The organism is Streptomyces sp. WMMB 714, from assembly GCF_900090125.1.
In the GTDB taxonomy this organism is placed as follows: domain Bacteria; phylum Actinomycetota; class Actinomycetes; order Streptomycetales; family Streptomycetaceae; genus Streptomyces; species Streptomyces daqingensis.
On sequence record NZ_FMHJ01000014.1, the window covers coordinates 51,190 to 75,568 of the forward strand.

Annotated in this window: 21 protein-coding genes; 7 read left to right on the forward strand and 14 right to left on the reverse strand. The window is 72.2% G+C overall.

Features of this window, described 5'->3' with window-relative positions; genetic code table 11:
• Positions 1–93 precede the first annotated feature (93 nt).
• From H181DRAFT_RS23050 to H181DRAFT_RS23095, 10 genes are all read right to left on the reverse strand, one after another.
• On the reverse strand, positions 94–1,296 hold the full coding sequence (locus tag H181DRAFT_RS23050; RefSeq protein ID WP_045866321.1) for a DUF1266 domain-containing protein: 1,203 nt from the start codon (positions 1,294–1,296) through the stop codon (positions 94–96).
• Positions 1,297–1,399: 103 nt separating this feature from the next.
• On the reverse strand, positions 1,400–1,741 hold the full coding sequence (locus H181DRAFT_RS23055) for a YciI family protein (RefSeq protein ID WP_045866322.1): 342 nt from the start codon (positions 1,739–1,741) through the stop codon (positions 1,400–1,402).
• Between the two features lie 383 nt (positions 1,742–2,124).
• Positions 2,125–2,568 (reverse strand): hypothetical protein, encoded by a 444-nt coding sequence (locus H181DRAFT_RS23060; protein WP_045866323.1) that lies wholly within the window; start codon positions 2,566–2,568, stop codon positions 2,125–2,127.
• A 240-nt stretch (positions 2,569–2,808) separates the two neighbouring features.
• Complete coding sequence (locus tag H181DRAFT_RS23065) at positions 2,809–3,804, reverse strand: aldo/keto reductase (RefSeq protein WP_045866324.1); 996 nt, start codon at positions 3,802–3,804, stop codon at positions 2,809–2,811.
• Positions 3,805–4,244: 440 nt separating this feature from the next.
• Positions 4,245–5,288, reverse strand: coding sequence for a hypothetical protein (locus H181DRAFT_RS23070; RefSeq protein ID WP_052708687.1), 1,044 nt, complete (start codon positions 5,286–5,288; stop codon positions 4,245–4,247).
• Between the two features lie 484 nt (positions 5,289–5,772).
• A complete protein-coding gene (locus tag H181DRAFT_RS23075; protein WP_078895912.1) occupies positions 5,773–6,870 on the reverse strand; it encodes an ABC transporter permease in 1,098 nt (365 codons plus the stop codon).
• Positions 6,867–7,832 carry an ABC transporter permease gene (locus tag H181DRAFT_RS23080; protein WP_045866325.1) on the reverse strand — a complete coding sequence of 322 codons (966 nt, stop codon included), beginning with the start codon at positions 7,830–7,832 and terminating at the stop codon, positions 6,867–6,869. The genes H181DRAFT_RS23075 and H181DRAFT_RS23080 overlap by 4 nt, the downstream gene beginning before the upstream one ends.
• Positions 7,825–9,402, reverse strand: a complete 1,578-nt coding sequence (locus tag H181DRAFT_RS23085) for a sugar ABC transporter ATP-binding protein (protein WP_045866326.1) — start codon at positions 9,400–9,402, stop codon at positions 7,825–7,827. Before H181DRAFT_RS23085 ends, H181DRAFT_RS23080 begins: the two co-directional genes overlap by 8 nt.
• Positions 9,402–10,472: an ABC transporter substrate-binding protein gene (locus tag H181DRAFT_RS23090; protein ID WP_045866327.1), complete on the reverse strand. Its 1,071-nt coding sequence runs from the start codon at positions 10,470–10,472 to the stop codon at positions 9,402–9,404. The genes H181DRAFT_RS23085 and H181DRAFT_RS23090 overlap by 1 nt, the downstream gene beginning before the upstream one ends.
• Before the next feature lie 184 nt (positions 10,473–10,656).
• On the reverse strand, positions 10,657–11,682 hold the full coding sequence (locus H181DRAFT_RS23095; RefSeq protein ID WP_045866328.1) for a LacI family DNA-binding transcriptional regulator: 1,026 nt from the start codon (positions 11,680–11,682) through the stop codon (positions 10,657–10,659).
• A 171-nt stretch (positions 11,683–11,853) separates the two neighbouring features.
• On the opposite strand from H181DRAFT_RS23095, the gene H181DRAFT_RS23100 reads away from it, so the two are divergent.
• The 6 genes from H181DRAFT_RS23100 to H181DRAFT_RS23125 all read left to right on the forward strand — a co-directional run bounded on the left by H181DRAFT_RS23100 (position 11,854) and on the right by H181DRAFT_RS23125 (position 20,076).
• On the forward strand, positions 11,854–14,511 hold the full coding sequence (locus tag H181DRAFT_RS23100; RefSeq protein WP_254666950.1) for a PA14 domain-containing protein: 2,658 nt from the start codon (positions 11,854–11,856) through the stop codon (positions 14,509–14,511).
• A gap of 263 nt (positions 14,512–14,774) precedes the next feature.
• Positions 14,775–16,139 carry an MFS transporter gene (locus tag H181DRAFT_RS23105; protein WP_045866329.1) on the forward strand — a complete coding sequence of 455 codons (1,365 nt, stop codon included), beginning with the start codon at positions 14,775–14,777 and terminating at the stop codon, positions 16,137–16,139.
• Positions 16,136–17,359 (forward strand): M24 family metallopeptidase, encoded by a 1,224-nt coding sequence (locus H181DRAFT_RS23110; protein WP_045866330.1) that lies wholly within the window; start codon positions 16,136–16,138, stop codon positions 17,357–17,359. The genes H181DRAFT_RS23105 and H181DRAFT_RS23110 overlap by 4 nt, the downstream gene beginning before the upstream one ends.
• Positions 17,359–18,252 carry a LysR family transcriptional regulator gene (locus tag H181DRAFT_RS23115; RefSeq protein WP_045866331.1) on the forward strand — a complete coding sequence of 298 codons (894 nt, stop codon included), beginning with the start codon at positions 17,359–17,361 and terminating at the stop codon, positions 18,250–18,252. The genes H181DRAFT_RS23110 and H181DRAFT_RS23115 overlap by 1 nt, the downstream gene beginning before the upstream one ends.
• Positions 18,253–18,465: 213 nt before the next feature.
• Positions 18,466–19,221 (forward strand): class I SAM-dependent methyltransferase, encoded by a 756-nt coding sequence (locus H181DRAFT_RS23120; RefSeq protein ID WP_045866332.1) that lies wholly within the window; start codon positions 18,466–18,468, stop codon positions 19,219–19,221.
• A gap of 186 nt (positions 19,222–19,407) precedes the next feature.
• Positions 19,408–20,076, forward strand: coding sequence for a class I SAM-dependent methyltransferase (locus H181DRAFT_RS23125; protein WP_045866333.1), 669 nt, complete (start codon positions 19,408–19,410; stop codon positions 20,074–20,076).
• 42 nt (positions 20,077–20,118) lie between these two features.
• Here the strand turns inward: H181DRAFT_RS23125 and H181DRAFT_RS23130 are convergent, their stop codons facing one another.
• The 3 genes from H181DRAFT_RS23130 to H181DRAFT_RS23140 all read right to left on the reverse strand — a co-directional run bounded on the left by H181DRAFT_RS23130 (position 20,119) and on the right by H181DRAFT_RS23140 (position 22,204).
• The gene (locus H181DRAFT_RS23130) at positions 20,119–20,325 is read right to left on the reverse strand and encodes a hypothetical protein (RefSeq protein WP_074468009.1); all 207 of its coding nucleotides are present in this window, start codon (positions 20,323–20,325) and stop codon (positions 20,119–20,121) included.
• A 135-nt stretch (positions 20,326–20,460) separates the two neighbouring features.
• Positions 20,461–21,534, reverse strand: coding sequence for a LacI family DNA-binding transcriptional regulator (locus tag H181DRAFT_RS23135; protein WP_045866335.1), 1,074 nt, complete (start codon positions 21,532–21,534; stop codon positions 20,461–20,463).
• A 133-nt stretch (positions 21,535–21,667) separates the two neighbouring features.
• The gene (locus H181DRAFT_RS23140; protein ID WP_045866447.1) at positions 21,668–22,204 is read right to left on the reverse strand and encodes a Dps family protein; all 537 of its coding nucleotides are present in this window, start codon (positions 22,202–22,204) and stop codon (positions 21,668–21,670) included.
• A 227-nt stretch (positions 22,205–22,431) separates the two neighbouring features.
• On the opposite strand from H181DRAFT_RS23140, the gene H181DRAFT_RS23145 reads away from it, so the two are divergent.
• A complete protein-coding gene (locus H181DRAFT_RS23145) occupies positions 22,432–23,205 on the forward strand; it encodes a class I SAM-dependent methyltransferase (RefSeq protein ID WP_045866448.1) in 774 nt (257 codons plus the stop codon).
• A 4-nt stretch (positions 23,206–23,209) separates the two neighbouring features.
• Here H181DRAFT_RS23145 and H181DRAFT_RS23150 read toward each other — a convergent pair whose 3' ends face one another.
• Positions 23,210–24,364 (reverse strand): polyprenyl synthetase family protein, encoded by a 1,155-nt coding sequence (locus H181DRAFT_RS23150; protein ID WP_139131752.1) that lies wholly within the window; start codon positions 24,362–24,364, stop codon positions 23,210–23,212.
• Positions 24,365–24,379: the final 15 nt, after the last annotated feature.

Below are 24,379 nucleotides of genomic sequence, written 5' to 3' on the forward strand. Positions count from 1 at the left end.
CTCGGATACCCGGTGCTCCGGGACTGGGCCCGCTGCCCTGCCGGTTCCACAACTCCCGCGGGGAGCACGGGTTATGGGCCCCCGGTCGCTCCGCTACCTCCAGGGGAGGGTGAGCCAGGGACTCTCCGGATGCGAGTCCAGCACCCGGTACGCGTCCAGCATCTCCGTGTACCAGTTGCCGAAGTGCTCCTCGTCGAAATGGAGGCAGCGGCCGAGAATGTATCCGGCCGCGAAGTCCTTCCAGGAGTGGTAAGTGACCTGGCTGACGCGGGAGGTCCGGATCACCGCCTGCTCCGCCTCCGCGATGTCGCAGAAGCGGGCGCCGACACCCCAGCGGGCCATGCTGGCGGCACGTCCGTAGTCCCATGCCAGGACGGAGCGGACCTGGTCGTTGGCCCCGAGGACGCCGTCGGCGCGGAACCGGGCCTCGTAGCGGGTGATACGGCCGATGAGCTGCTTCACCCCTGCGATCTCGGCCTCCGAAGCCCCTTCCCCGGACTCGGCGGCGACGGCGCGCAGATGGCGCTCGGCGGCGTCCCGCCAGAGCGCCACGTCGACCTGTCCTCCGAACTGCCGGGCAAGGGACCTGCGGACGTCCAGCACGAACTCCCAGACGCCGCTGACGCTTCGGCCGTTGAGGAGGTTCTCCTGGGCCTTCTGCCAGCTCTGCCGGTCCGTCACCCCCCACCAGTCCTCCAGGGTCTGCCGCTCTGCGAAGTAACCGCCCCCGTGGTAGCCCATCGCGTTCCACAGCGAGCCGTTGAGGACGCTCATCAGGGCGCCGCAGCCGAGGCCGTGGGCGACCGGGCCCTGGAGCACGCCGCCCACCCTGAGCGTGCGCAGCTTTCCCAGGTTCCCGTTCGGTCCCTTGCCGCGGCCGGCGTGCCATTTCCACAGAGCGGGATTCGGCGGGAAGTACGCCTCCAGCGGAGTGCCCGGATTGACGGCCAGCCATTCGGTGTTGTCCTCCCACAACTTGGCGACCGCGTCCAGGGAGAGAAGGATGAAGACGAGGTCGGGTGACGGGGCGGGCAACACGCCCTCGGTCACGACGACTTCGCACCACTGCCCGACGACGGGGCTCCAGAAGGGCTGAGCAGGGGGGCCGCTGTCCAGCCCGTCGGCCTGGAGCCGGGACATCGACATGAACAGTTCGCATTCGGCGAGCACATCGAAGTAGGCGGCCCAGTCGCCGCGCGTCTTCGCCTCGTACAGCCGCTGCTCCTGCTCCGTCGGTGCCTGCCACACCCCTGAATTGGGCGGGGCGACCGCCGCCTGCCCGTTCCACGTCTCCATGGGTCAGACCCTACAAACGCCGCCGGGCCGGTCTGCACTCCGGTCCGGCGGCGTACGGCTCGAGCGGCAGCTGGGCTGCCTCGCAGCTCAGCTGCCCACATCGTCAAGCTGTCGGATCGGGCATGAACTCGCGGACCTGCTGAGGACAGCGGCAGGCCTGGGCGATCCTGGCGGCCCACTTCACCGCGTCGTCGCGGGAGGCAACGTCGACGACCGCGAACCCGCCGAGGTGCCCCGTGCCGTCCCCCTCCGGGCCATCGCTCACCGCACCGTCGGTGCCCACCACGCTCGCCTCCCCGTGGTCCTTCAGCCCGCCGCCGAACACCCATACGCCGGCGTCCTTGGCTTCCTGCTCCACCGCGTGCGCGGCCTTCGCCACTTCGAGCAGCTCCCCTTCGGGGAGGACCATCGCCGCCTCGTCGAACGAGATCAGGTACTGCGTCATCTCTTCACTCCTTGTCCCGGCTGCTGCCCCGTCGGCCACATCCCGCCTGTGCCACGGAGGCCGGCTCCGCGCCCGGCAGGCTGTCCGCAAGCCTCGCGGCCGGGGCCAAAGGGGCGCTAAACGATGCCGCCGAGGCCGCCTCGGTCCTTCCGGCCGATCCAAGAAGCCCGGGAATCCAAGGAGTCAGGGAAATCCGGGGAAGTTCGTGAAGTGTCTTCTCCGAGTGGGGTGTTGCACCGGTACCGCCCGGACGACGCATCCCTGACACGGCAACCGCGTTCACGCGGGCTGAAGTCGGGCGGTCCCTTCAGGAACGGTTCCACGGTTACGGCCGTCGGCCCGGCCCACGTCACACCGAGGGCAGAGCGCCGTCCGTCCCGCCGCTACTCCTTCCGCTCGCGCCGCAGGCGGACTTCGCGGAAGTAGTCGGCGGACGGCGGCGCCCAGAGCAGCGCGACCCCGGCGAAGGAGCACAGTGACGCGGCGATGCCCAGGACGGCGTACTCCGTCCCGTCCACCAGGCCGTCCTCCGCGAAGCCGATCCCGATGATCGGTCCGAGGCTGAGAAAGAGCAGCCCCACCAGGACCGTCGTGATGATGCGGGCCTTGTGCCGGCCCTTGTGCGAACGGACGGCGAAGACCATGGAGGCGAACGCCAGAAGACCCTCCACACCCGTCTCGGACTCCCATTGGTGGAACCGGCCGGCGATCGGCAGCCACATCAGACCCGCCATGACGACGAGCGTCACCCCCAAGGTGACCTGCGTCGGCCAATCCACGATCTCCGGCTGTGGTTCCGCCTCGCCCTCGTCCAGCGCTCCGCCCACGGCGTCTCCTTGTCTCCGGCACGGCCGGCCAGGCCGCTGCGCAGTCACAAGGCAGTTCAGCGCGCCGGGAGTTGTTCAGCGAGCCGCTCCGGCCCGGCGAACAACCGGGGCCGGTGCAGAAACGGTGGATCAGCGTGGGACGCGGTGCGCCGGGCAGGGGAGCGTGGCCGGTCGCCGGGACGCCGCTCCCCTCAGCGAGCACCGTCCGTGCCGGTGCGACGAGCCGTGCGTCGCCGCGGTTCAGTGTCCGAGGCGGGCCAGTGCCTGAGCGGGGTAGCGTCCGCCGGTCACGGCCTGAGGTGGCACCGCCTCGCGCAGGAGAGCGACCTGAGCCGGAGTGAGCGTCACGTCCGCGGCTTGGCAGTTCTCCTCCAGGTATCGCCTGCGCTTGGTCCCCGGAATGGGGACGATGTCCTCGCCTTGGGCGAGGAGCCAGGACAGAGCTGCCTGGGCGGGCGTGCAGCCGATCTGTTCGGCGACGTCCCGGACGGCTTCCACCAGAGCGAGGTTGCCGTCGATGTTCTCCTCGGCGAAGCGCGGCCACCTCCGGCGGTTGTCCCCTTCGGACAGAGCCTCGCGGGAGTGCAGCGCGCCCCCGAGCATGCCGCGGCCGAGCGGTGAGTACGCCACGACGGCGACGCCGAGTTCGCGGCAGGTGGCGAGCATCCCGCCCTCCACCACGTCCCTGGTGAAGAGCGAGTACTCGAGCTGGACGGCGGTGATGGGGTGCACGGCATGCGCCCGGCGCAGGGTCCGGGGGCTGACCTCGGAGAGTCCGAGGAAGCGGACCTTTCCGGCCTCGACGAGCGCCGCCATGGCGCCCACGGTCTCCTCGACGGGTACGGCCGGGTCGCGGCGGTGCATGTAGTACAGGTCGATGTGTTCCGTCCCGAGCCTGGCCAGAGAGGCGTCGCAGGCCTCCGGTACGTACGCGGCAGAGGTGTCGACCTCGTCCACCCTCCCCGTCGTGGCGCCCCGCTTCAGCGCGAACTTGGTGGAGAGGAAGACGGCGTCGCGGCCGCGACGGCCCAGCCAGCGGCCGATGAGCTCCTCGTTCGCGCCGAGGCCGTAGACGTCTGCCGTGTCGAGGAGGTTGACGCCCAGCTCGGCGGCCCGGTCGAGGGTGGCGAGACTCTCCCGCTCGTCAGCGGGACCGTAAGCGATGGACATGCCCATGCAGCCGAGTCCGACGGCGGACACCTGCACGGCGGGATCACCCAACGGACGGAACTTCATCGCTTGTCCCCCTCTGGTCATGTGGCATGGGCGCGCGACCACGGCCGGTGTCCTCGGCGGCACGCGGCTCCGGTGAACTCACCGGTGAACTCACCGTCCCGGCCGGCATGACGACCGCTCCTCGGCGACCGGTCGTTCACCTCCGTCACGAGACACCACAACCCCCGCTCGCCGCAACGGTGGCCGGTCGGACGCCAGTTGCCCTCTCCCCCGTGCCGGTCCTCCTCCCGCCATCGTGCAACCCCCTCACCATGGACGCGAGTTCGGCATTCCCTGTCGTGAAGGCAGAGAGCGGGACCCGTCTCCCAGGTCCCGCTCTCCGTCACGTGGTGGCCCGTCGCCGTGGTGGCAGGTGCGCGCAGCCGCACGTAAGGGGTCAACCTGCCTGCGGCGCGGCCGACTTGCTCACCCGCTCAGCACCGCGTCCCTCCTCCGCGGGATCAGCGGAGGGCCTTGGTGTCGGTGGCCGGCGGCAGCTTCGCGGCGGGCGGAACGGTGCGGCCCGCGGGGTCCGAGCAGCCGGCGATGGTGCCCTGGGGCACGCAGTTGTCCGGCCTGTTGCGGACGACTCGGCTGTCGGTGAGCGTGACCTGGCCGTCGGCCTCGTTGATGATGCCGCCGCCGGTGGTGATCGCCGTGTTGCGGGTGACGAGGCTCTGAACCAGCGTCGCCGTGCTGCCGTTGTTCGACATGCCCCCGCCCGACACGGCGATGTTGTCCCGTACCTCGGTCGACCTGAGACGCAGGGTGGCGCCGATCGTCTGGCGGATGCCGCCGCCTTCGAGCGCGGTGTTGCCCCTGACCGAGACGTGGTGCAGATACGCGGTCCCCGAGATGTTCTCCAGCCCGCCGCCGTTGTTGAGGGCGCGGTTGTCGCGGAGCGACCCGCCGGTCATCTTCATCGTGCCGCCGCCCGTGTTGAAGACCCCGGCGCCCCAGGCGTCCGTGGAGTTGCGCTCGGCGGTGCTGCGGTCGAGGTTGAGCTTGCCGCCGGTGTTGTAGAGGCCCCCGCCCATCTCGGCGTGGTTACCCCTGACCATCGTGCGGTTCAGGTTCAGGGTGCCGTCCTCGTTGGCGACGCCGCCGCCGTTGTCGTCGGCGAGCGAACCGCCGCTGATTCCGAGGGAGTTCAGGGTCAGCGTGCCGCCGGAGACCACGTGGAGGACGCGGAAGTCCTGGGTGGCGTCCGGGGCGCGCCGGATCGTGGTGCGGTCGCCGGTCAGGGTCACGTTCCCGGTGATCTCCGGAAGCCCGTCGTCCGCGTTGTCGGGGGCGGTCAGGGTGTAGGTGCAGCGGGACGCGAGGGTGATCCGGCCGCCGCTGGTGTTCGCCTTGGTGATGGCGGCCTTCAGCGCGGGGATGTCGTTGCAGGGGACGCGGGTGGTCGGCGACTGCGCGAACGCCTGTCCGGCGGGCAGGAGGGTGAGGCACAGGCCGAGGCCCGTGACTGCGGTGAGAGTGGCGCGTCTGAGCGTGTCAGTCATGCGGCTTCCCTTGGCTGTGGGGTGGGCACGGGTACGCGTGTCACGCGATGCGGCGGCGTCCGGTCCTGGGCGGCCTTCGACCTGGGCGCCGCTGATCACCACTCAGAGATATACGAAGTGCTCATCGCGCGCATATCGGGATCATCCGTTCAGCGCCCGGGCGCTGCTCCTGGCCCCGCCACCGCGCCGTCCCGCCGTGTCCCGCTCCCGTCATGTCCCCCTCCCCCATGTCCCGCCGCACCGCCGGAACATGACGGCGCGCCGTCCCCGGTACGAGGGGGCGGCGCGGAAGGCTCCGCGGCCTGCGCGGACGCCCGGGGGAAGCCCGCTGCCGACGAAAGGCGGGGCGGCGGGGTGGGGCACCGCTCCCGTGCGGTTCGGCGGGCAGCCGCCGGGACGTGCGCCGGGCGGCCCCGGGTCCCGGCGTCGCCCGTCCGTTCGCCCCGTCCTCCGCCGCGTCTCTTCGTCGCGTTCCTTCGTCCCGTCAGCCGGGCGCGGTGAGCCGGGCCTTGCGGCGGCGGCCCAGCCAGGTCTGCACGACCACGACCACCACGAGGAAGGCGCCGCTGACGACCTGCTGGTACGCGGAGTCGAGGGAGCCGATCTGGTTGATGATGTTCTGGATGACCTTCAGCAGCAGTACGCCGACGAGGGAGCCGCTGACGTAGCCCAGCCCGCCCGTCAGCAGCGTGCCGCCGATGACGACGGCGGAGATCGCCTCCAGCTCCATGCCCTGGCCCAGGATGGTCACGCCGGAGGCCAGCCATGCGGCGTTGAGCGCCCCGGCCAGTCCGGCGAGCAGACCGGACATCGCGTACACCGTCACCTTCGTGCGGCTCACCGAGGTCCCCATGAGCGAGGCGGCGTCCTCGTTGCCTCCGACCGCGTAGACCTGCTGGCCGAAACGCGTACGGCGCAGGAGGAGACCGCCGAGCAGGAACAGGGCCAGCGTGATCCACACCGGTGCGCCGATGCCGAGCAGCTTGCCGCGCCCCAGGTCGGCGAAGAGCGAGTCCTTCGCTATGAGGAAGGTGTCGTTGCCCTCGTCGGTGATGTTGAGCATCAGCCCGCGGGCGCCCAGCATCGCCGCGAGCGTGACGATGAACGGTGCCAGCCGGGCGCGGGCGATCAGAAGGCCGTTGACCAGCCCGATCGCGCCGCACACCGCCAGCGGCAGCAGCAGCGCGACGGCAGGCCCGTACTTCGATCCCCAGGCCGCGAGGACGCCCCCGAGGACGAAGACGGAGCCCACCGAGAGGTCGATGCCGCCGGAGACGATCACGAACGTCATGCCGAGGGCGACGATCGCCAGGAACGCGGAGGAGACGGCGATGTTCTTGAGGTTCCCGGCGCCGGCGAACGAGTCGAACGACGCCGAGGCGATCAGCACCGTCAGCAGCAACGCGACCAGCGCGCCGTGCTGTTGGGCGAAGGTGCTCCACCGGTCGGCGCGTGTGCCCGTTCCGCCGTGGGCGGCCGCGCCCGCCGGCTTCACCGCCCCCGCCGGCTTCGACGGGCCGGGGGACCCGCCCTCGCCGGGCGCGTTGCCGGTGCCGTCGTGACGGCTCTTCGCGACGCTCATCGCTTCCCCCTCTCGCGTGCCGCGTACACCGCGGCCACGATGACGACGGCCTGCGCCATCTGCGTCCACGAAGGCGGAAGGTCGTGCTTGACGAGCGTGGCGGTCAGGAGCTGGATCAGTACGGCGCCGGCGACGGTGCCGCCGATGCGTACCCGTCCGCCGCTCAGCGGGGTGCCGCCCACCACGACGGCCGTGATGGCCGAGAGCTCTATGAGGGTGCCCAGGGACGTGGGGTCGCTGGCCTGGAGGCGGGCCGTGGCGAGGAAGCCGGCGACGGCTGCCAGGGCGCCGGAGGCGATGTAGACGTACACCAGCACCCTGCGCACGGGCAGTCCGGCGAGCCGGGCCGCCGGGCGGCTGTCGCCGATCGCGAGCAGCTGGCGGCCGAAGGTCGTGCGCCGCACGGTGAAGGCCACCACGGCGACGAGGGCCACTGCGATCAGGACCGGGTACGGGACGCCCAGGACGTCCCCCGATCCGAGGGCCCGCATCCCCGGGTCGCGTACGTCCTTCAGCTGAGGCAGCAGGACGAGGGCCAGGCCGCGCCCGCCGACCATCAGCGCCAGCGTCGCCACGATGGGCTGCACCCCGACGAAGGCGATCAGGGAGCCGTTGACCAGGCCGACCGCGACGCCGCCGAGCACCGCCACCAGCAGCGCGATCCACGGCCCGTACCCCAGGTAGAGAGCCACCAGGGAGGTGGAGAGGGCCATGACCGAGCCGACCGACAGGTCGATGCCCTCGGAGCCGATGGCCAGGGCCATGCCCAGCGCCACGATCAGGATGGGCGCCACCTGCACGGCCTGCGTGCGGAAGTTCTCCGCGGACAGGAAGTGGTCGGTGAAGGCGATGTTGAACAGCAGCAGCACCGCGACGCCCACGTAGACGCCGTACGCCTGGAGCCAGGCGTGGAGGGCGGCCCGGTCGGGCACGGTGCGGGCGGCGGCGGCGGTGTCAGTCATGTGCCGCCGCCTTCCGCACATCGCCGGGCGCGGCGTCCGCCAGGTGCGGCTCCTCTTCGGCAGCCGCGGCGATGGCCTCCATCAGCCGGTCCTCCGTGACCTCGTCCCCGGTCAGCTCGCCGACCACTACCCCGTCGCGCAGCACCACGACCCGGTCGGAGCCCTCGATCAGCTCCTCCAGGTCGGAGGAGATCAGCAGCACGCCGAGGCCGTCGGCGGCCAGTTCGTCCACCAGCTTCTGCACCTCGGCCTTCGCTCCGACGTCGATGCCGCGTGTGGGCTCGTCCAGCAGCAGCACGCGCGGCTCGGCGGCCAGCCAGCGCGCCAGCAGGACCTTCTGCTGGTTGCCGCCGGACAGTTCGCCCGCCTTCTGGTGCGGCGAGGACGCCTTGATCCGCAGCCTCTCCATGAAGGTGCGCACCAGGGAGTCGATCCGTGCCTCCGAGACCAGACCCGCCCGCGACAGGCGGGGCAGCACGGCGAGCGCGATGTTCTCGCGCACCGACAGTCCCGGGACGATCCCTTCGGTCTTGCGGTCCTCGGGGAGCAGGGATATGCCCGCGCGGATGGCGGCTCCCGGCGAGCCCGTACGCACGCGGGCGCCGGCGACGGTGACCCGTCCCGCGCTGGGCGGCAGGGCGCCGGCGACGGACTTCGCGGTCTCGGTGCGTCCCGACCCCAGCAGGCCGCCCAGGCCCACCACTTCACCGGGCCGCACGGCGAAGGAGACGTCGTGCAGCTGATGTTGCACGCTGAGGCCGTCGACGCGCAGCACCGGCTCGGCGGAGGCCGCCTCGTGGTCGCCGCCGAACTTGGTGGTGCCTTCGGCCCGGACCTCGCCGATCTCCCGTCCGAGCATCATCGAGACCAGCCGCAGCCGTTCGAGGCCCTGCAGGGGGCCGGTGTGGACGGTGCGCCCGTCCCGCAGCACGGTGACGGAGTCGCAGACGGCGTACAGCTCGTCGAGCCGGTGGCTGACGTAGACCACGGCCACGCCCCGGTCCCGCAGCCGCCGGATGACGCCGAAGAGGGTCTCCACCTCCCGGGGCTCCAGCGACGAGGTCGGCTCGTCCATGACGACGACTCTCGCGTCGACCCAGACAGCCCGGGCGAGGGCGACCATCTGCTGCGCGCCGACGCCGAGTTCGCCGAGCGGCCGGCGCACGTCGGTGCGCACGCCGTACTCGCTCAGGATCCGCTCGCTCTCCCGGTGCATCCGGTCGAAGTCGATCAGCCCGAACCGGCCTCTCGGCTCACGCCCCAGGAACAGGTTGCGGGCCACGCTCATCAGCGGGACGAGGTTGACCTCCTGGTAGATGGTGGAGATCCCCGCCTGCTGGGCGGCCAGCGGGGTGCCGAACGAGGCGGCCCCGCCGTCGCGCAGCACCTCTCCCCCGTCCGGCGCGTACACGCCCGTCAGCACCTTGATGAGGGTGGACTTGCCCGCGCCGTTCTCGCCGATGAGGGCGTGCACCTCGCCTGCCCGCACGCCGAAGTCGACGCGGTCCAGGGCGAGGACGCCGGGGAAGCGCTTGGTCAGCGACCGGGTGGAGAGCACGTACTCCGCCATCAGTACGCCTTGCTCAGGTCCCGCTCGGCGTTGGCGCGGGTGTAGACGCGGTCCTTGATGACGATGGTCTGGGCGACCTTCTTGCCGCTCGTGAAGTCGTCGAGTGTCGAGAACGCGAGCGGGCCGAAGCGGGGGTTGGACTCGATGACGCCGTGGATCCACTTGTCGGTGACGCCCTGCACGGCGTTGCGTGTGCCGTCCACCGTCACGATCTTCACGTCGCCGGCCTTCTTGCCCGCGCTCTTGAGGGCGTTGACGGCGCCGAGGCCCATCTCGTCGTTCTCGGCGTAGATCCCGTCGATGTCCGGCTTCGACTGGATGAGCTGCTCGGTGACCTGCTGGCCCTTCTCGCGGGCGAACTCACCGGTCTGCTTGAAGACGACCTTCAGCCCGGGCGCCTTCTGCTCGATGCGGTCGCGGAAGCCCTCGGTGCGCTCGGTGGTGACGTTGTTGCCGGGGGTGCCGAGCAGGATGGCTACCTTGCCCTTCCCTCCGGTGGCCTTGATCATCTGGTCGGCGGCGCGGCGGCCCTGCTCGACGAAGTCGGAGCCGATGAAGCTGACGTAGTCGTCGCACGCCTTGGCGTTGATCTTCCGGTCGACGGTGACGATCGGGATCTTCTTGGCGGCGGCCTGCTTGAGCACCGGCTCCCAGCCGTCCGAGTTGAGCGGTGCGATGACCAGCAGGTCGGCGCCCTTGGAGATGAGGTCCTGCACGTCGCTGATCTGCTTGGAGAACTGCGACTGGGCGTTGGCCGACAGCAGCTTGACGCCGCGCTTCTTCGCCTCCGCCTTCAGCGAGGCGGTCTCGGCTATCCGGAAGGGGTTCGCTTCCTTCTCGGACTGGGAGAAGCCGACGGTGGCCTTCTTCAGGTCCAGCTTCTTGCCGCCGTACTGGCCGACGGTGCAGGTCTTGGCGCCCTTCGTGGGTTCGGCGGCGACCTGCCCGCCTCCCTGGGAGCCGGAGGACTTGCCCGCGGCGTCGTCCTCCGACTTGGCACATGCGGTGGTGAGCGCGAGGGCGGTGAGGAGTGCGGTGGTGGCGGTGAGGCGTCGTGCGAGCGGATTCATGGGTACCCCCCACGGTGTTTCAGGCAGACGGCATGGCGCTAGCTCCTTTTACATCGTTGGAAGAACTGTGTAAACACCGCGCGCACGAACTCGCAGGACGAAGCGCGCCGGACGCGTGCCGCATCGGGACCGGCGCACCCCGCGCGCGGCGGGCGAGCACAGGCGCGGCAGGAGCGCTCGCGCTTCAACCCGCCGGGCGCCGTCCGAGCGTGCTCTCCCGCTCCATCAGCGCGAATCCGGGGTGGAGCCGGCGGGTCGCTCCGTCACCGCCCTCCCATGCCAGGCGTTCGACGATCGACTCCACCGCCAGCCGGGCGATGGCCTGCTTGTCGGGCGCCACCGTCGTGAGCGTCACGGCGCCGTACCGTCCCTCCGTCAGGTCGTCGAAGCCGACCACCGCGACGTCCTCCGGCACGCGCAGCCCACGCTCGGACATCACCCTCATCGCGCCTATCGCGATCAGGTCGTTGTAGGCGAACACCGCGTCGGGACGCTGCCCGGCGTCCAGCAACGCCGCCATCCCGGCCGCGCCGTCCGCGCGGTCCCAGCCCTCCACCGGGGCGACCAGCGCCTCGTCGGCCGCCACGCCGCTGGCGGCCAGCTCCGCCTGCCAGCCCAGCAGCCGGAGGTGGGAGGGCTGGCTGGGGCGGTCGCCGCGGGCGCCGAGGAAGGCGATGCGGCGCCGGCCGAGGTCCAGCAGGTGGCGCACGGCGGTGCGGGCGGCGGCGATGTTGTCGATGGCGATGTGGTCGTGGGGCAGGTCGTAGCGCCGTTCGCCGATCAGCACCAGCGGCGCGTCGTCGGTGCGGGCCGCCAGGTCCTCCGCCTCGAGCTCCAGCGGGTTGAGGATCAGTCCGTCGATGACGCGGGCCCGGAAGCCCTGGGTGACGAGGAGTTCGCGCTCGCGGCTGCCCTGGGTGTGGTCGAGCAGGACGGTGTAGTCGTGGGCCGCCGCGGCGTCCACCACGGCGCCGGCGAGTTCGGCGAAGTAGGGGTTGCCCAACTCCGGTACGGCGAGGGCGATGATCCCGGTGCGGCCCTTGCGCAGGTGCCGGGCCGTCAGGTTCGGGCGGTACCCCAGGGCGTCGATGGCGCGCTGCACCTTCTCCCGGGTGGCCGGGGTGACGTGCTGGTATTTGTTCACCACGTTGGAGACTGTCTTGACCGACACTCCGGCGTGCGCCGCGACGTCCTTGAGGCTCACCCTCACCCTGCGCTCCTCACCTCGGGCGGGCCGCCGCTTCCACCGCACCCGGGCACCTGGACAGGTCCCAGCCGGCGTGCTGTCATGCAGACAACCCTTGCTTCCAACGTTATACAAGACGGACCGGAGCAAGGGCAGTGCCGCAACCATCTCCTGCACACCTCATCCGGAGGTCCCGTGAGACGCGCACCTGACCGGCCCGCCGCTGCCGCCGTTTTATCCCTTCTCCTCCTGCTCGCGGTGTCGCTGGGCTCAGTGCCCCCCGCGACGGCCGCCCCGTCCGCCCCCGCACCGCCCGAGGTACACGGCCTGAAGGGCGAGTACTGGACCCAATCCGCCCCCGGCGCACACGACTTCGGCACCCTCCAGACCACCGCGTTCGACCCCTCCCTCGACTTCGCCGACCTGGAACCGCGCCTCGAGGGCCGCGCCGGCCGGGCGGACCACGCCAGCGTCCGCTGGACGGGCACCCTCACCCCCGCGACGTCCGGGGAGCACACCTTCCACATCACCGGCGACAACGGCTTCCGCATGTGGGTCGACGGCGAACTCGTCATCGACCACTGGGTCGCCGACTGGGACAACGAGCAGAACTCCCGGCCCGTGCGGCTGGAAGAGGGCACCCGCCACGACGTGAAGGTCGAGTACTTCGAGGAGGACGGCGGCTCCGGCCTCCACGTGCGCTGGACGCCGCCCGGCGGGAAGAAGGCCCCGGTCCCGCAGTCCGCGTACTCACCTCCGGAGGACTTCGAGTACGACGGACCGGCCGAGGTCCGGGTGGGCCCCTCCGGGCGCACCCTTGAACTGGCGTTCGCGCAGCGCCTCTCCGACCCGCCCGGCGCGTTCCCGGAGCATCTCGAGGCCGTCATCGGCGGCGTCGCGTGGCCGCTGGGCCGCGCGCACCTGGACCCGAAGGACGACCACCGGCTGACGATCGGCCTCGAGGAGCCCGTGGTCGGCCAGGGCGGTACCGCCGACGTGCGCTACGACGGTGACGGCGGGCTCGCCGGCGCCGACGGCGAGACGGTCGGAGGCTTCTGGACGGCGGGCGAGAACGGCTCCACGTACCAGCTGCGGACCGAGTGGGCCGAGGACGTCGGGCCGGACAACGCGCTGCCCGCCTACCCGCGTCCGCAACTCAAGCGCGACGAGTGGCGCAACCTCAACGGCGTCTGGCAGTTCGCCGCCGCCGAGGAGGGTGAAGCGCCGCCTGTCGGGGACGAACGCCCGCTGAAGGAGCGCATCCTCGTCCCCTACCCGGTCGAGTCACAGCTCTCCGGCGTCGAACGGCACGAGGAGCGCATGTGGTACAAGCGGTCGTTCACCGTGCCGGCCGGCTGGGACATCGGCTCGGGCAAGCGCCTTCACCTGAACTTCGACGCCGTCGACTGGCAGGCCGCCGTGTATGTCAACGGCAAGCGGGTGGGCTCGCACAAGGGCGGCTACGACCGCTTCACCGTCGACGTCACCGACGCCCTGCGGCCGGGACGGCACCAGGAGCTCGTCGTCGGCGTCCACGACCCGACGGACTCGCCCGGCGGCCCCAACCCGCCCGTCGGGAAGCAGCGGCTGGAGCCCGAGGGCATCTGGTACACGCCCTCGTCGGGCATCTGGCAGACCGTGTGGATGGAACCCGTCGCCGCGGAGCACACCACCGACGTCAAGACGACGCCGGACGTGAGCGGTGAGCAGGTGAGCGTGACGGCGCGCGGCGTGCCCGACGGTGTGCCCGTCACGGCGGTGGCGTACGACGAACGGGGCGGTGAGAAGGGCGCCGGGAGCAAGGGCCGGGAGGTCGGACGGGCCACCGGCAGCGGCGACACCCCCTTCGACGTCCCCGTGCCCGATCCCGAGCTCTGGTCGCCCGGCGATCCGCACCTCTACACGCTGAAGGTGACCGTCGGGGAAGGGGCCTCCGCCGACACCGTCGAGAGCTACTTCGGCATGCGCGAGATCGGCGTCGAGACCGTCGACGGCAAGCGGCGCATGGTGCTCAACGGCGAGCCGGTCTTCTCCATGGCCACGCTCGACCAGGGCTTCTGGCCGGACGGCCTGCACACCCCGCCCACGGACGAGGCCCTCGCCCACGAACTGGAGGCGCACAAGAAGCTCGGCTTCAACTCGGTGCGCAAGCACATCAAGGTGGAACCCGACCGCTGGTACTACCACGCCGACCGGCTGGGCCTGCTGGTGTGGCAGGACATGCCGTCCATGCGCTCGGACCGCACACCGGACCGGGCCGCGCGGGAGCAGTACGAGCACGAGATGAAGCGCATGATCGCGCAGCACGACAGCCACCCCTCGGTGATCATGTGGGTCACCTTCAACGAGGGCTGGGGGCAGTACGACCAGGCCAGGATCGCCGACTACGCCAAGGGGCTCGACCCGACGCGGCTGGTGAACAACATGAGCGGCCACAACTGCTGCGGTGCCGTCGACGGCGGCAACGGCGACATCTCCGACGCCCACGGCTATCCCGGCGCGCAACTGCCCGAACCCGACGGCCGGCGCGCGCTGGTCAGCGGCGAGTACGGCGGACTCGGCCTTGCGGTGCCCGGGCACGCGTGGCCGGTGCGCCACACCTACGTCGGCGTCGAGAAGGAGGAGTTCACCGACGAGTACCTCGCGAAGCTGGAGGACATCGAGCAGTTCGCCGCATGCGACGGCAGCAGCGGCGCCGTCTACACCCAGATCACCGACCTCGAAGGGGAGTTGAACGGCCTGCTGACCTACGACCGCAAGGTCGCCAAGGCCGACGGCGAACGTCTCGCCGCGGCGCACGCCGCCCTGCTGAACGGCGCCGCCGAGGGCACGCTGACCTGCGAACGGGAGTAGGAAGCCCGGCCAGGTGGCCGTCGCGGCCCTCCGGCCGGGGCCGCGACGGCTGAGGCGGGTGCCTAGACGGGAGGTGCGAGGCGGCGAGACGTGCGAGGCGGAGGGTGCGAGGCGTGGGTGGTGCGCGCGGGCGACGGCCGCTCCGGTGGGCAGTTCGCCACCCGTGATACCGAACGCGTATCACGAGAGCCGCATCTGATATTGGACGCCGCAATTCCGCATTCTTACGGTGGGGCGAACGACGCCCACGCCGAGGAGGCCGCATGGCCACACCCCCCGTCGAAAAGCCCGTACCCGACGAGCGCACCGGCCTGCGTCGCGTCCTGATCTCCAGCTTCGCCGGTACCTCGATCGAGTGGTACGACTTCTTCCTCTTCGGGTCGGCGGCCGCGCTGGTCTTCCCGCACGTCTTCTTTCCCGGCAGCGACCCCGCCACCGGCACGCTGCTCTCCTTCGCCACCTACGCCGTCGCGTTCCTCGCCCGCCCGCTCGGCGGCATCGTCTTCGGGCGCATGGGAGACGTCGTCGGCCGCAAGAAGGCGCTCATCGCGACGCTCTTCCTCGCCGGCGGCGGCACCTTCCTCATGGGCTGCCTGCCCGGCTACGACGCGATCGGCGTGACGGCGCCCGTGCTGCTCGTGCTGCTGCGCCTCGTCCAGGGCCTCGGCCTGGGCGGCGAGTGGGCCGGGGCGGTGACCCTGTCCGCCGAGCACGCGGAGGCGGGCGGCAAACGGCACCGGAGGGGGATCCTCACCTCATGGACGCAGCTGGGCGTCCCCGCCGGCAACCTCGTCGCTGTGGGTGCGCTGACTGCCGCGAGCACGGCGCTGCCCGACGATGCCTTCCTCTCCTGGGGATGGCGGCTGCCGTTCCTGGCGAGCGCGGCCCTGGTCGCCGCCGGGTGGTGGATGCGGGTGAAGGTCGAGGAGTCGCCGCTGTTCGAGGCCGCCGAACCCGCCCGGGCGCCCATCCGCGAGGTGCTCTCGACGCACTGGCGCCAGGTCCTGCTGACGGTGGGTATGCGCATCGCCTCCGACGTGTCGTACTACGTGTTCGCCGTCTTCGCGCTGGCATACCTTTCGGGAACGCTCGGGCTGCCGCGCGACTGGGGCCTGTACGCCGTGATCGTGGGTTCCGTGCTGCAGCTCGCCGTCATCCCTGCGTCGGCGGCCGCCTCGGACCGCTACGGCCGCCGCCCCGTCTACATCGCCGGTTCCCTCGCCGTCGCGGCGGGCGCCCTCGTGGCGTGGCCGATGATCGAGACCCGCAGCCTGGCGGGGGTCCTGGCCGCGGTGAGCATCGGGCTGGTGGCACAGGCGGTGATGTACGGGCCGATGGCCGCGTTCATCACCGAGCTGTACAGCACGCGGCTGCGCTGCTCCGGGTCCTCCTTCGGCTACCAGGTCGCCGGAATAGCCGGCGGCGCTCCCGCACCGCTGATCGCCGCCCTCCTCGTCGACCGCTTCCACACCACCACGGCGGTGAGCCTCTACGTCGTGGCCACCGCCCTCATCGCCGCCCTGAGCGCCTACCTGGCGAAGGAGACCCGCTGGAACAGGCTCGACCAGGACACCGGCACGCCCGCACCCGCACCCGCCGTCGCACCCGCCACCGGAGAGCCGTCTTGAACGACACCGCCGTCGCCACGATCCGCCGCCGCCTCGCTGAGGAGGGCCTGTCGGGGTACGTCGCTGTGACGCCCTCGAACCTCTTCTACGTCACCGGGTTCCGCAGCTACTTCGTCTCCGAGTGGTGGCGGATGCACGGCACCGTCTTCGCGCTGGTCCCCGCTGACCCGCGGAAGCCCGTCACCGTGGTGCTCGGCGACTTCGAGGAGAAGACGGCCCGAGCCGCCGCACCCGACGTGGAGCTGCGGACCTACCGGCTGTGGGTGGACCTCAACACGGCCGAGGAGATGGCGGCGGACCCGTCCGGCGCGCAGCCCGCCTCACGCCCCGAGCAGTACGACGACGGCGAGCTCGACGGCGTCCTCGCCTCCGCGCTGCGCGAGTCGGGCATGGACCAGGGCCGGGTCGCGACGGACATGCAGCATCTGCCCGTACCGGCGCTGCGCCGGCTGGAGCGGTGCGCGCCCGGAGCGGGCTGGGAGGACTTCACCGACGACATCTACCGCGTACGGCTCGTCAAGCAGCCGTGGGAGGTGGAGCGGCTCGCGCTGGGCGTGGAGCTGTCGGAACTCGGCATGGCCAGCGCCGTGAAGCACCTGGAGGAGGGCATGACGGCGCACGACGTGCGGCTGCTGTACCAGTCGGGCGTCACCCGGGCCGCACTGGACGATGCGCGGTTCGCCGGCTACACCGACAACTGGGTCCTGCCTGCGGTGGGTTCCCGTACGTCCGCCGGCTACGGGGCGCGGGAGGGGCGTCTCGCCGCGGGGGACCTGGTGAAGTTCGACTGCGGCACGACGGTCGGCGGCTACCGCTGCGACGGCGGGCGGACCTTCGCCTACCGGCACCGCACCGCGCGGGCGGAGCGGCTGTACGGGGTGCTGGCGGAGGCTCAGCGCATCGCCCGCTCCATGATCCGGCCGGGGACGGTCGTGGGGGACGTCTTCCGGGCAGCCGTCCACCACGTGCACAGCAACGGCTTCCCCTCCTACACGCGGGGCCACGTCGGGCACTCCGTGGGGATCGACACCTTCCACGAGGAGCCGCCCTACATCAGCCCCTCGTCCGGGACGGTGATGGAGCCCGGGATGGTCTTCGCCGTCGAGGTGCCCTCGTACACACCCGACGTGGGTGCGGTGATGATCGAGGACATGCTGGTGGTCACCGAGGACGGGTCGCGGCTGCTGCACGGCCTGCCCCACGAACTGGCCGTCGCCTGATGGAACTCCGCCTGCTGCAGGCGCTGGTCGCCGTCGCGGACGAACTCCACTTCGGCCGTGCCGCCCGGCGCCTCGGCATCGCGCAGCCGCCGCTCAGCCAGCGCATCCGGCGCCTCGAACACGAGCTGGACGTCAGGTTGTTCGAGCGGAACAGGCAAGGGGTGTCGCTGACCACGGCGGGCGCGGAGCTCGCGGAGCAGGCCAGGCGAGTCATCGCCGGCGCGGAGCACGTGGAGAAGCTGGCGTACAACATCCGCAGCGGCGGAGCGGGGACCCTGCGAGTCGGCGCTGTCGGCTCCGCCTTCTACCAGGCGCTGCCCGCCCTGCTGGCACCCGCGCGCGAGCGGCTTCCCGAACTGAGCCTGCACATAAGGGAGATGGAGACCCCGCAGCTCATCACCGCGCTGCTCTCGGCGGAACTGGACGTGGCCCTACTGCGGCCGCCCGCGGGCCGGGGGCTGCGGTCGCGGACCGTCTGGCGTGAGCCGCTGGTCCTCGCACTGCCGGAGGGGCATCCCCTCGCCGGTGAGCCGGAGGTGCACACCCGGCTGCTCGACGGCGAGCCCCTGGTGCTCTTCCCCCGCGACTCGGGCCCCGGCTACTGGGACCGCGTCGAGACGCTGCTGCGGGCCGCGGACATCGCGCTGGAACCCGTCGCCGAGGCGGACCACGTGACCACCATGCTCGGACTCGTCGCGCTCGGAGTGGGGCTGAGCATCGTCCCCGCCTCCGCCCGGGTGCTGCGTCTGACCGGTGTGCGGTACGTCCCGCTCCAGCCCCGGACGGAGTTGCCGCTGGCCGCCGTCGTCAACCCGGAGACGCTCACCCCGGCCGTGGACCGCTTCCTCACCACGCTGCCCAGGAAGCCCGTCCTCGCCGGCGACCCCGAATGACGGGCGCTCCTGCGGTCGTGACCGCCGGCGGCAGCGAGCAGCATGCAGCGCGGGACGGGCGCGACCACAGCGCATGGACGACGACAGGCAACTACCGTCCGCTGCCCCGTAGTCGTCGCCCGCGCCGAGGGAACCCGGGCCACCGGGGGGGGGTAGAGGGCGGCGCCGGCTCAGCCTCCCACCTCGGTCCCCCACCAGGGCTAAGCTGGCGCGATGTTCACACCGCAAGGCCCGAGCCTTCGCGAACTCGCCCGTCAGGCACTCTCCTCCGTCGAGCACGGCTACGACCTCCTCGCGCCGAAGTTCGACCACACGCCCTTCCGCACCCCCGACTCGCTCCTCTGCGCGGTGCGGCGGGCGCTCGCGGAGATCGGCCCGTTCGAGCACGGGCTGGACCTGTGCTGCGGCACCGGAGCAGGTATGACCGTGCTGCGCGAGGTGTGCCGGAGGAGCGTCACCGGAGTGGATTTCAGCGCCGGGATGCTGGAGGCGGGCAGGGAGCGAGCCGCTCTCCCCCACCCGTCTCCCGGCGACGCCCGGGGCGCCGGGGCACCCGCCGTCTCATGGGTGCGCGGCGACGTCCACGCGCTGCCCTTCAAGCCCGTCTTCGACCTGGTCGTCAGCTTCGGCGCGTTCGGGCACTTCCTGCCGCACGAGCTGGACGGTGTGTTCGCCCAGGCCCACTCGGTTCTCCGGCCCGGCGGGCGCTTCGCGTTCCCGCTTCCTGCCCCCGCGACGCCCCGCTCCTCCTGGTACTGGGCGGCACTGGGCTTCGACGCGGCGATGCGCGTCCGGAACGCCCTCTGGCGGCCGCCGTTCGTCATGTACTACCGGCCGTTCCGGCTGGGCCTGGCCCGGCGGAAGCTGGAGCAGGCGGGGTTCACGGTGGAGCTGTGCGCCCTGCCCGAGTTCGGCCGTCGGGCCGACGGAAGCCCGCGGTGCCGGATGGTCGTGGCGACGCGGACGTAGCCGACGGTGGCGACGCTGAAGGAGCCGGCGGGGGCCGGCCGTCGGCCCGCCCCGCGTGACCGGCCCGCGCGGGCTGCCCGCGCGGATGGGCGGCGGCCCGACTGGCCCGACTCCCCGCCCGGAGGCGGCAGTTCAGCGGCGACCGGACGGCGCGCCCCTGGCAGCCGAGTACGCGACACTGGTGCCATGGACGGTGACCGCGAAGCGGACGCGAACAGGCTGGCGGCGGAATCGGCCGCCCGGAACGACCCCACGGGGTGGTTCGAGAAGCTCTACGCCCAGGCCGCGGCGGGTGAGGCCGTCGTGCCGTGGAACCGGGACGCGCCCAACCCCCTCCTCGTCGGCTGGGCGGAGCAGTCCGGAGTCGCGGGCGCGGGCCGGCGGGCGCTCGTCGTGGGCTGCGGGCTGGGACAGGACGCCGAGTACACCGCGAGGCTCGGGTTCCGCACGACCGCGTTCGACATCTCGCCCACCGCCGTGCGCCAGGCGCGGGAGAGCTTCCCCGGCTCGGCCGTCGACTACGTCGTGGCCGACCTCCTCGACCCGCCCGGGGAGTGGGCGGGCGCCTTCGACCTCGTCGTCGAGTCCGTCACGGTGCAGTCCATGCCGCTTTCGGTACGGGCGCGGGCGATCGGCAACGTGGCCAAGATGGTCGCCGAGGGCGGGGAGCTCCTGGTGATCGCCGGCGCCCGCGAGGAGGGCGAGCAGGTGGACGGCCCGCCGTGGCCGCTCACCCGCACGGAAGTGGACTCCTTCGCCGTCCGCGGGCTCCACACCGCCTGGGTCGAGCGGGTGGCCCATCCGGACGCCTTCGAGCAGCGCCACTGGCGCGCCCGGTTCCTGCGCACCACCTGACCCGGCGACGCGGGCAGACCTGCGCCGGATGCACCCCGCAGTTCACTGAGGGTGCGGCCGCAGCGCGTGGTCGGCGGTGCAGCGCGGCGGCTCCAGCCGGTCGGCAAGACGCCTCAACGCGCGGGCGAGAGTGTGCCGGGACCGGCCGGGCGGGCGCGGCTCCTCCGGGATCTGCGGCGCGTCCGGCAGCGCGGACCCGGCGTGCCGCCTGGTGACCTCCACGATCATGGGACCTGCTACGGGGAACATGGCGTCTCCTCCGGTTCGTCGGTTCGGGTGCGTTCGGTTCGGGTGCGTTCGGTACGAATGCCGCTGTACTGGCGGAGCGTTCGCTGTTCTGGGCGGCGTTCAGGACGGCTGTTCAGGGCAGGGGCCGGGCGGTGTTCAGCGGGGCGCGGGACCGGTCGTGGCACGCACGACGAGTTCGGTGGGCAGCTGGACGCGCGGAACGGCCTCGCCCGGATCCCGCGGTTCGAGAAGGAGCCGTGCGGCGCGGCGCCCCTTCTCCCCCATCGGCTGGCGGACCGTCGTCAGGCGGGCACGGGCCGCTTCGGGCACGTCGTCGAAGCCCGCGACCGAGATGTCCCGGCCGGGGACGAGACCCCGCTGCTCGCAGGCGTCGAGCACGCCCAGCGCGAGGACGTCACCGGTCGCCAGTACGGCTGTCGGCCTGTCGGCGACGTCGAGGACGTGCGCGGCCGCGGCGGCAGCGGCGGGGCGTGAGTTGCGGCCCGCCGCCACGACGGGGACGTCCGCCCAGTCGACGCCCGCCTCCTCCAGCACCTCGCGGTATCCGGCCAGACGGCCGTGGAGTACGGCGCACTCGGAGACCCGCTGCTCCTCGACGGTGGCGGGCCCGGCGTGGCCCGGTTCGACGACGTGGTCGACCATCACGGCGACGCGCCGGTGGCCCAGCCTGGCGAGGTGCTCGGCCGCCAGCCGCGCCGAGGCGCGCTCGTCGATGCCCACGTGCGGGATCGACGGGTCGTCGTTCTCGTCGGTGGTGACCACGGGGAGGCCGCGCGCCTGGATCACCTTCTTCGCCGGGTGCCGCACGGGCATGCAGTACAGGCAGAAGCCGTCCACCACGGCGTCGCGCATCGCCGTCTCCGCCTCGTCGGTCCCGGGCGGCATCGGGATCAGCAGCAGGCCGGTGCCGGACGACTCGGCGACCTCGGCCACTCCCCGGAGGAAGCCGACGGAGTACGGGTCCGCGAACGCGTAGGAGAGGGTCTCGGTGAAGACCAGGCCGATCGCCCCCGCCCTGCCCCGCCGCAGCGAGCGGGCCGCCGCGTCAGGGCCGGGGTAGCCGAGCCGGCGGGCGGCCTCGAGGATCCGCTCGCGCAGCGCGCTGTTGAGCTGGTCGGGACGGCTGTAGGCGTTGGAGACGGTCGTGCGTGAGACGCCCACCTCGTCCGCCACCGTCTGCAGCGTCGCTCGCGTGGTCCGGGGCTCCATGGCTTGCTCGCCTGCCTTCTGTATCGATCAAGTCTGTATCGATACAGTAGAAAGCGCGGCGTGCGTCTGTCCACTCCTTTTCCGTCGCTCTCAGCGGGCTACGCCCGCAGCAGACCGGCGCACCGGCCCGCGCTCAGGGCTGCCTGCGCGCCTGCTCGCCGGCCTGCGAGGCGGCCTCACGCTCGGAGCTCGCGCTGCTGGTGCTCAGCGCGCCGCCGGCGCTCTCCAGGTGCGCGCGCACGAACCACTGGTAGAGCTCCAGGCCCCGAAGCTGCTCGATGAGCATGTCCTGGGTGACGGGATCGCTCTCGGCGGTCGCCCTGACGGCCGCGCGGTGGTCCTCGATGATCCCCGTGTAGACGAGGTCCAGGGCACCGAGATGCTCGATGGACTCCGCCCTGCCGATCGTGTAGTCCTCCCAGTGCCTGCCCTCCACGATCGCCCCGGGGGTGCCGTGCGGCGAGCCGCCGAGCGTCGAGATGCGTTCGGCGGTCGTGTCGGTCATGTCGCGCACCGAGTCGACCTGCGGGTCGAGCATCTCGTGCACCGCGATGAAGTGCGGGCCGACCACGTTCCAGTGGATGTGCTTCAACGTCAGGGCGAGGTCGTTGAGGGCGTGCAGGCGCGTCTTGAGCAACTGGATGACGTCGCCGCCGTCCTGCTGGCTCATGCCGGGGACGGTGTACTTCGGGTTGGGGGCGCTGCTGGACACGGCTGTCTCCCTCTCCACGTCGACTGTCCGCCCGCGCGGCGGGCCACATCCATGCCACCACCGTGTGCCGCGCGGCGCCTGCCGGGGCGCACGCCCGTACCCCATTCGGGACGCAGGCGGTCCGTGCGGTGCGCGCCGCGGCGTCGTACGCCCCGGTACGTCCGGGCGGCGGCGAGGGTGTGGTCATGACTGTGCTCCACGACAGCGGCCTGACCCGCGCGTTCGACAGGGCCGCGGGGGCGTACGACCCCCTGACCGCGCTGAACCCCGGCTACCACCGCCACCTGCGGCGCGCGGCCGAGCGGATGCTGACCGGCGACCAGCGCGCCCGCGGCGGCGACGGCATGCGCGTCCTCGATCTGGGGTGCGGTACGGGCGCCTCCACGGCGGCGGTGCTCCGGGCGGCGCCGAAGGCCCGGATCGTGGCGGCCGACGCGTCGGCGGGGATGCTGGAGCGGGCCGGGGCCAAGGCGTGGCAGGGCGACGTCACCTTCGTGCGGGCTCCGGCGGAGGGGCTGGAGGAGGCGGGGGTGCGGGGGCCGTTCGACGCGGTCTTCGCCGCCTACCTGGTCCGCAACCTGAGCGAACCGGACGCCGTGCTCCGGGACCTGCGGCGGATGCTGGGTCCGGGCGGGCGGCTGGCCGTCCACGAGTACACCCTCAGCGGCGCCGCGGTGCACCGGGCGGTGTGGTCCGCGGTGTGCCGGGGCGTCATCGTGCCGCTCGGATCGCTCGGCCCGGGAGGCGGGCGGCTGTACCGGCACCTGTGGCGCAGCGTCCTCGCGTTCGACACGGCCGGAGCCTTCGCCCTCCGCCTCCGGTCGGCCGGTTTCGAGTCGGTGCGCTGCGACGCTGTGCGTGGATGGCAGAGAGGCATCGTCCACACCTTCCACGCGACGGTGCCGGCTGCCTCCCGGGAGGCTGCCGCGGAGGAAGCGGGTACCGGCGGGCGACCGTGACCGGTTAGCCGGCGGGGCGCTTCTCCACGACGCGGCGCACGAGCGCGGGGAGCCGCTCGTGCGCCGGGGCCCGCAGACGGGCCTGTTCGAGGACCGTCAGGGCGTCCGCGGTGAGCTGTTCGATGCGCGCCTCGACGGCGTCGGCGGCGCCGAGGCGGGTGAGGAGATCGCGGACCCGCCGGAGGTCCTCGGGGGACAGGTCCCTGTTGCCGATGGCGTCGCGCAGTTGGCGCTCGGCCTCGTGTCTGCTGTGGGCGCGGGCACGCTGCAGGGCGATGGCCGTCAGATACGTCGAGGCGCCGTCCTTGATGTCGTCGCCCGACGGTTCCCCGGAGCCGTCGCTGCCGAACACGCCGACGAGGTCGTTGCGCAGCTGGAAGGCGACGCCGGCGCTGCGTCCCGCCCTGCGCAGGGACGCGATCAGGTCGGGACCGGCTCCCGCGATGGCCGCGCCCAGGTGGAGGGGGCGCTCGACGGTGTAGAGGCCGCTCTTGAGATAGGCCACGCGCAGCGACTCCTCGGGCGAGTCCACGCCGGTGCTCTGCCCGTACAGGTCGAGGTACTGGCCGGCGATGATCTCGGTGCGCATGGCCTGCCAGGCCGGGGCCGCCGCCCTGCGGGCCTTGGCGTCCAGGCCGGCGCTCTCGAAGAGGTCGTGGGCCCACACCAGGGCGAGGTCCCCGGCGAGCACGGCGGCGTACGCGCCGAAGTCGTCGGGGTCGCCGCGCAGTCCGGCGGCGCGGTGCCGGTCGGCGAAGGCGACGTGGGCGGCGGGCGCCCCGCGCCGCGAGGGCGAGCCGTCCATCAGGTCGTCGTGGATCACCGCGCAGGCCTGCAGCAGCTCCAGCGCGGTCGCCACCTTCAGCACGGCCTCGGCGTTCGCGCCGCGGGACTCCCCGCCGCAGCCTCGCCAGCCCCACCACAGGAACGCGGGCCGGGTGCGCTTGCCGCCGCGGAGGACGACGTCGACGAGCACGTCGATGACGTCCCGCGCGAACTGCTCGCTGCTGCGGGCGGCCTCTTCGCGGCGCTGGGCGAGGTACCGCTCGAGGAGGGTGCCGATGACGGCGGCGGTGTCCTGGTCGGGATCGGCGCCCAGGGCGTGGGGCGGGGCGTCGTGGCTCGCCTCGTGCACGTGTGCGCTCGGTCGGCGCTGCACGGCGACTCCTTCCTG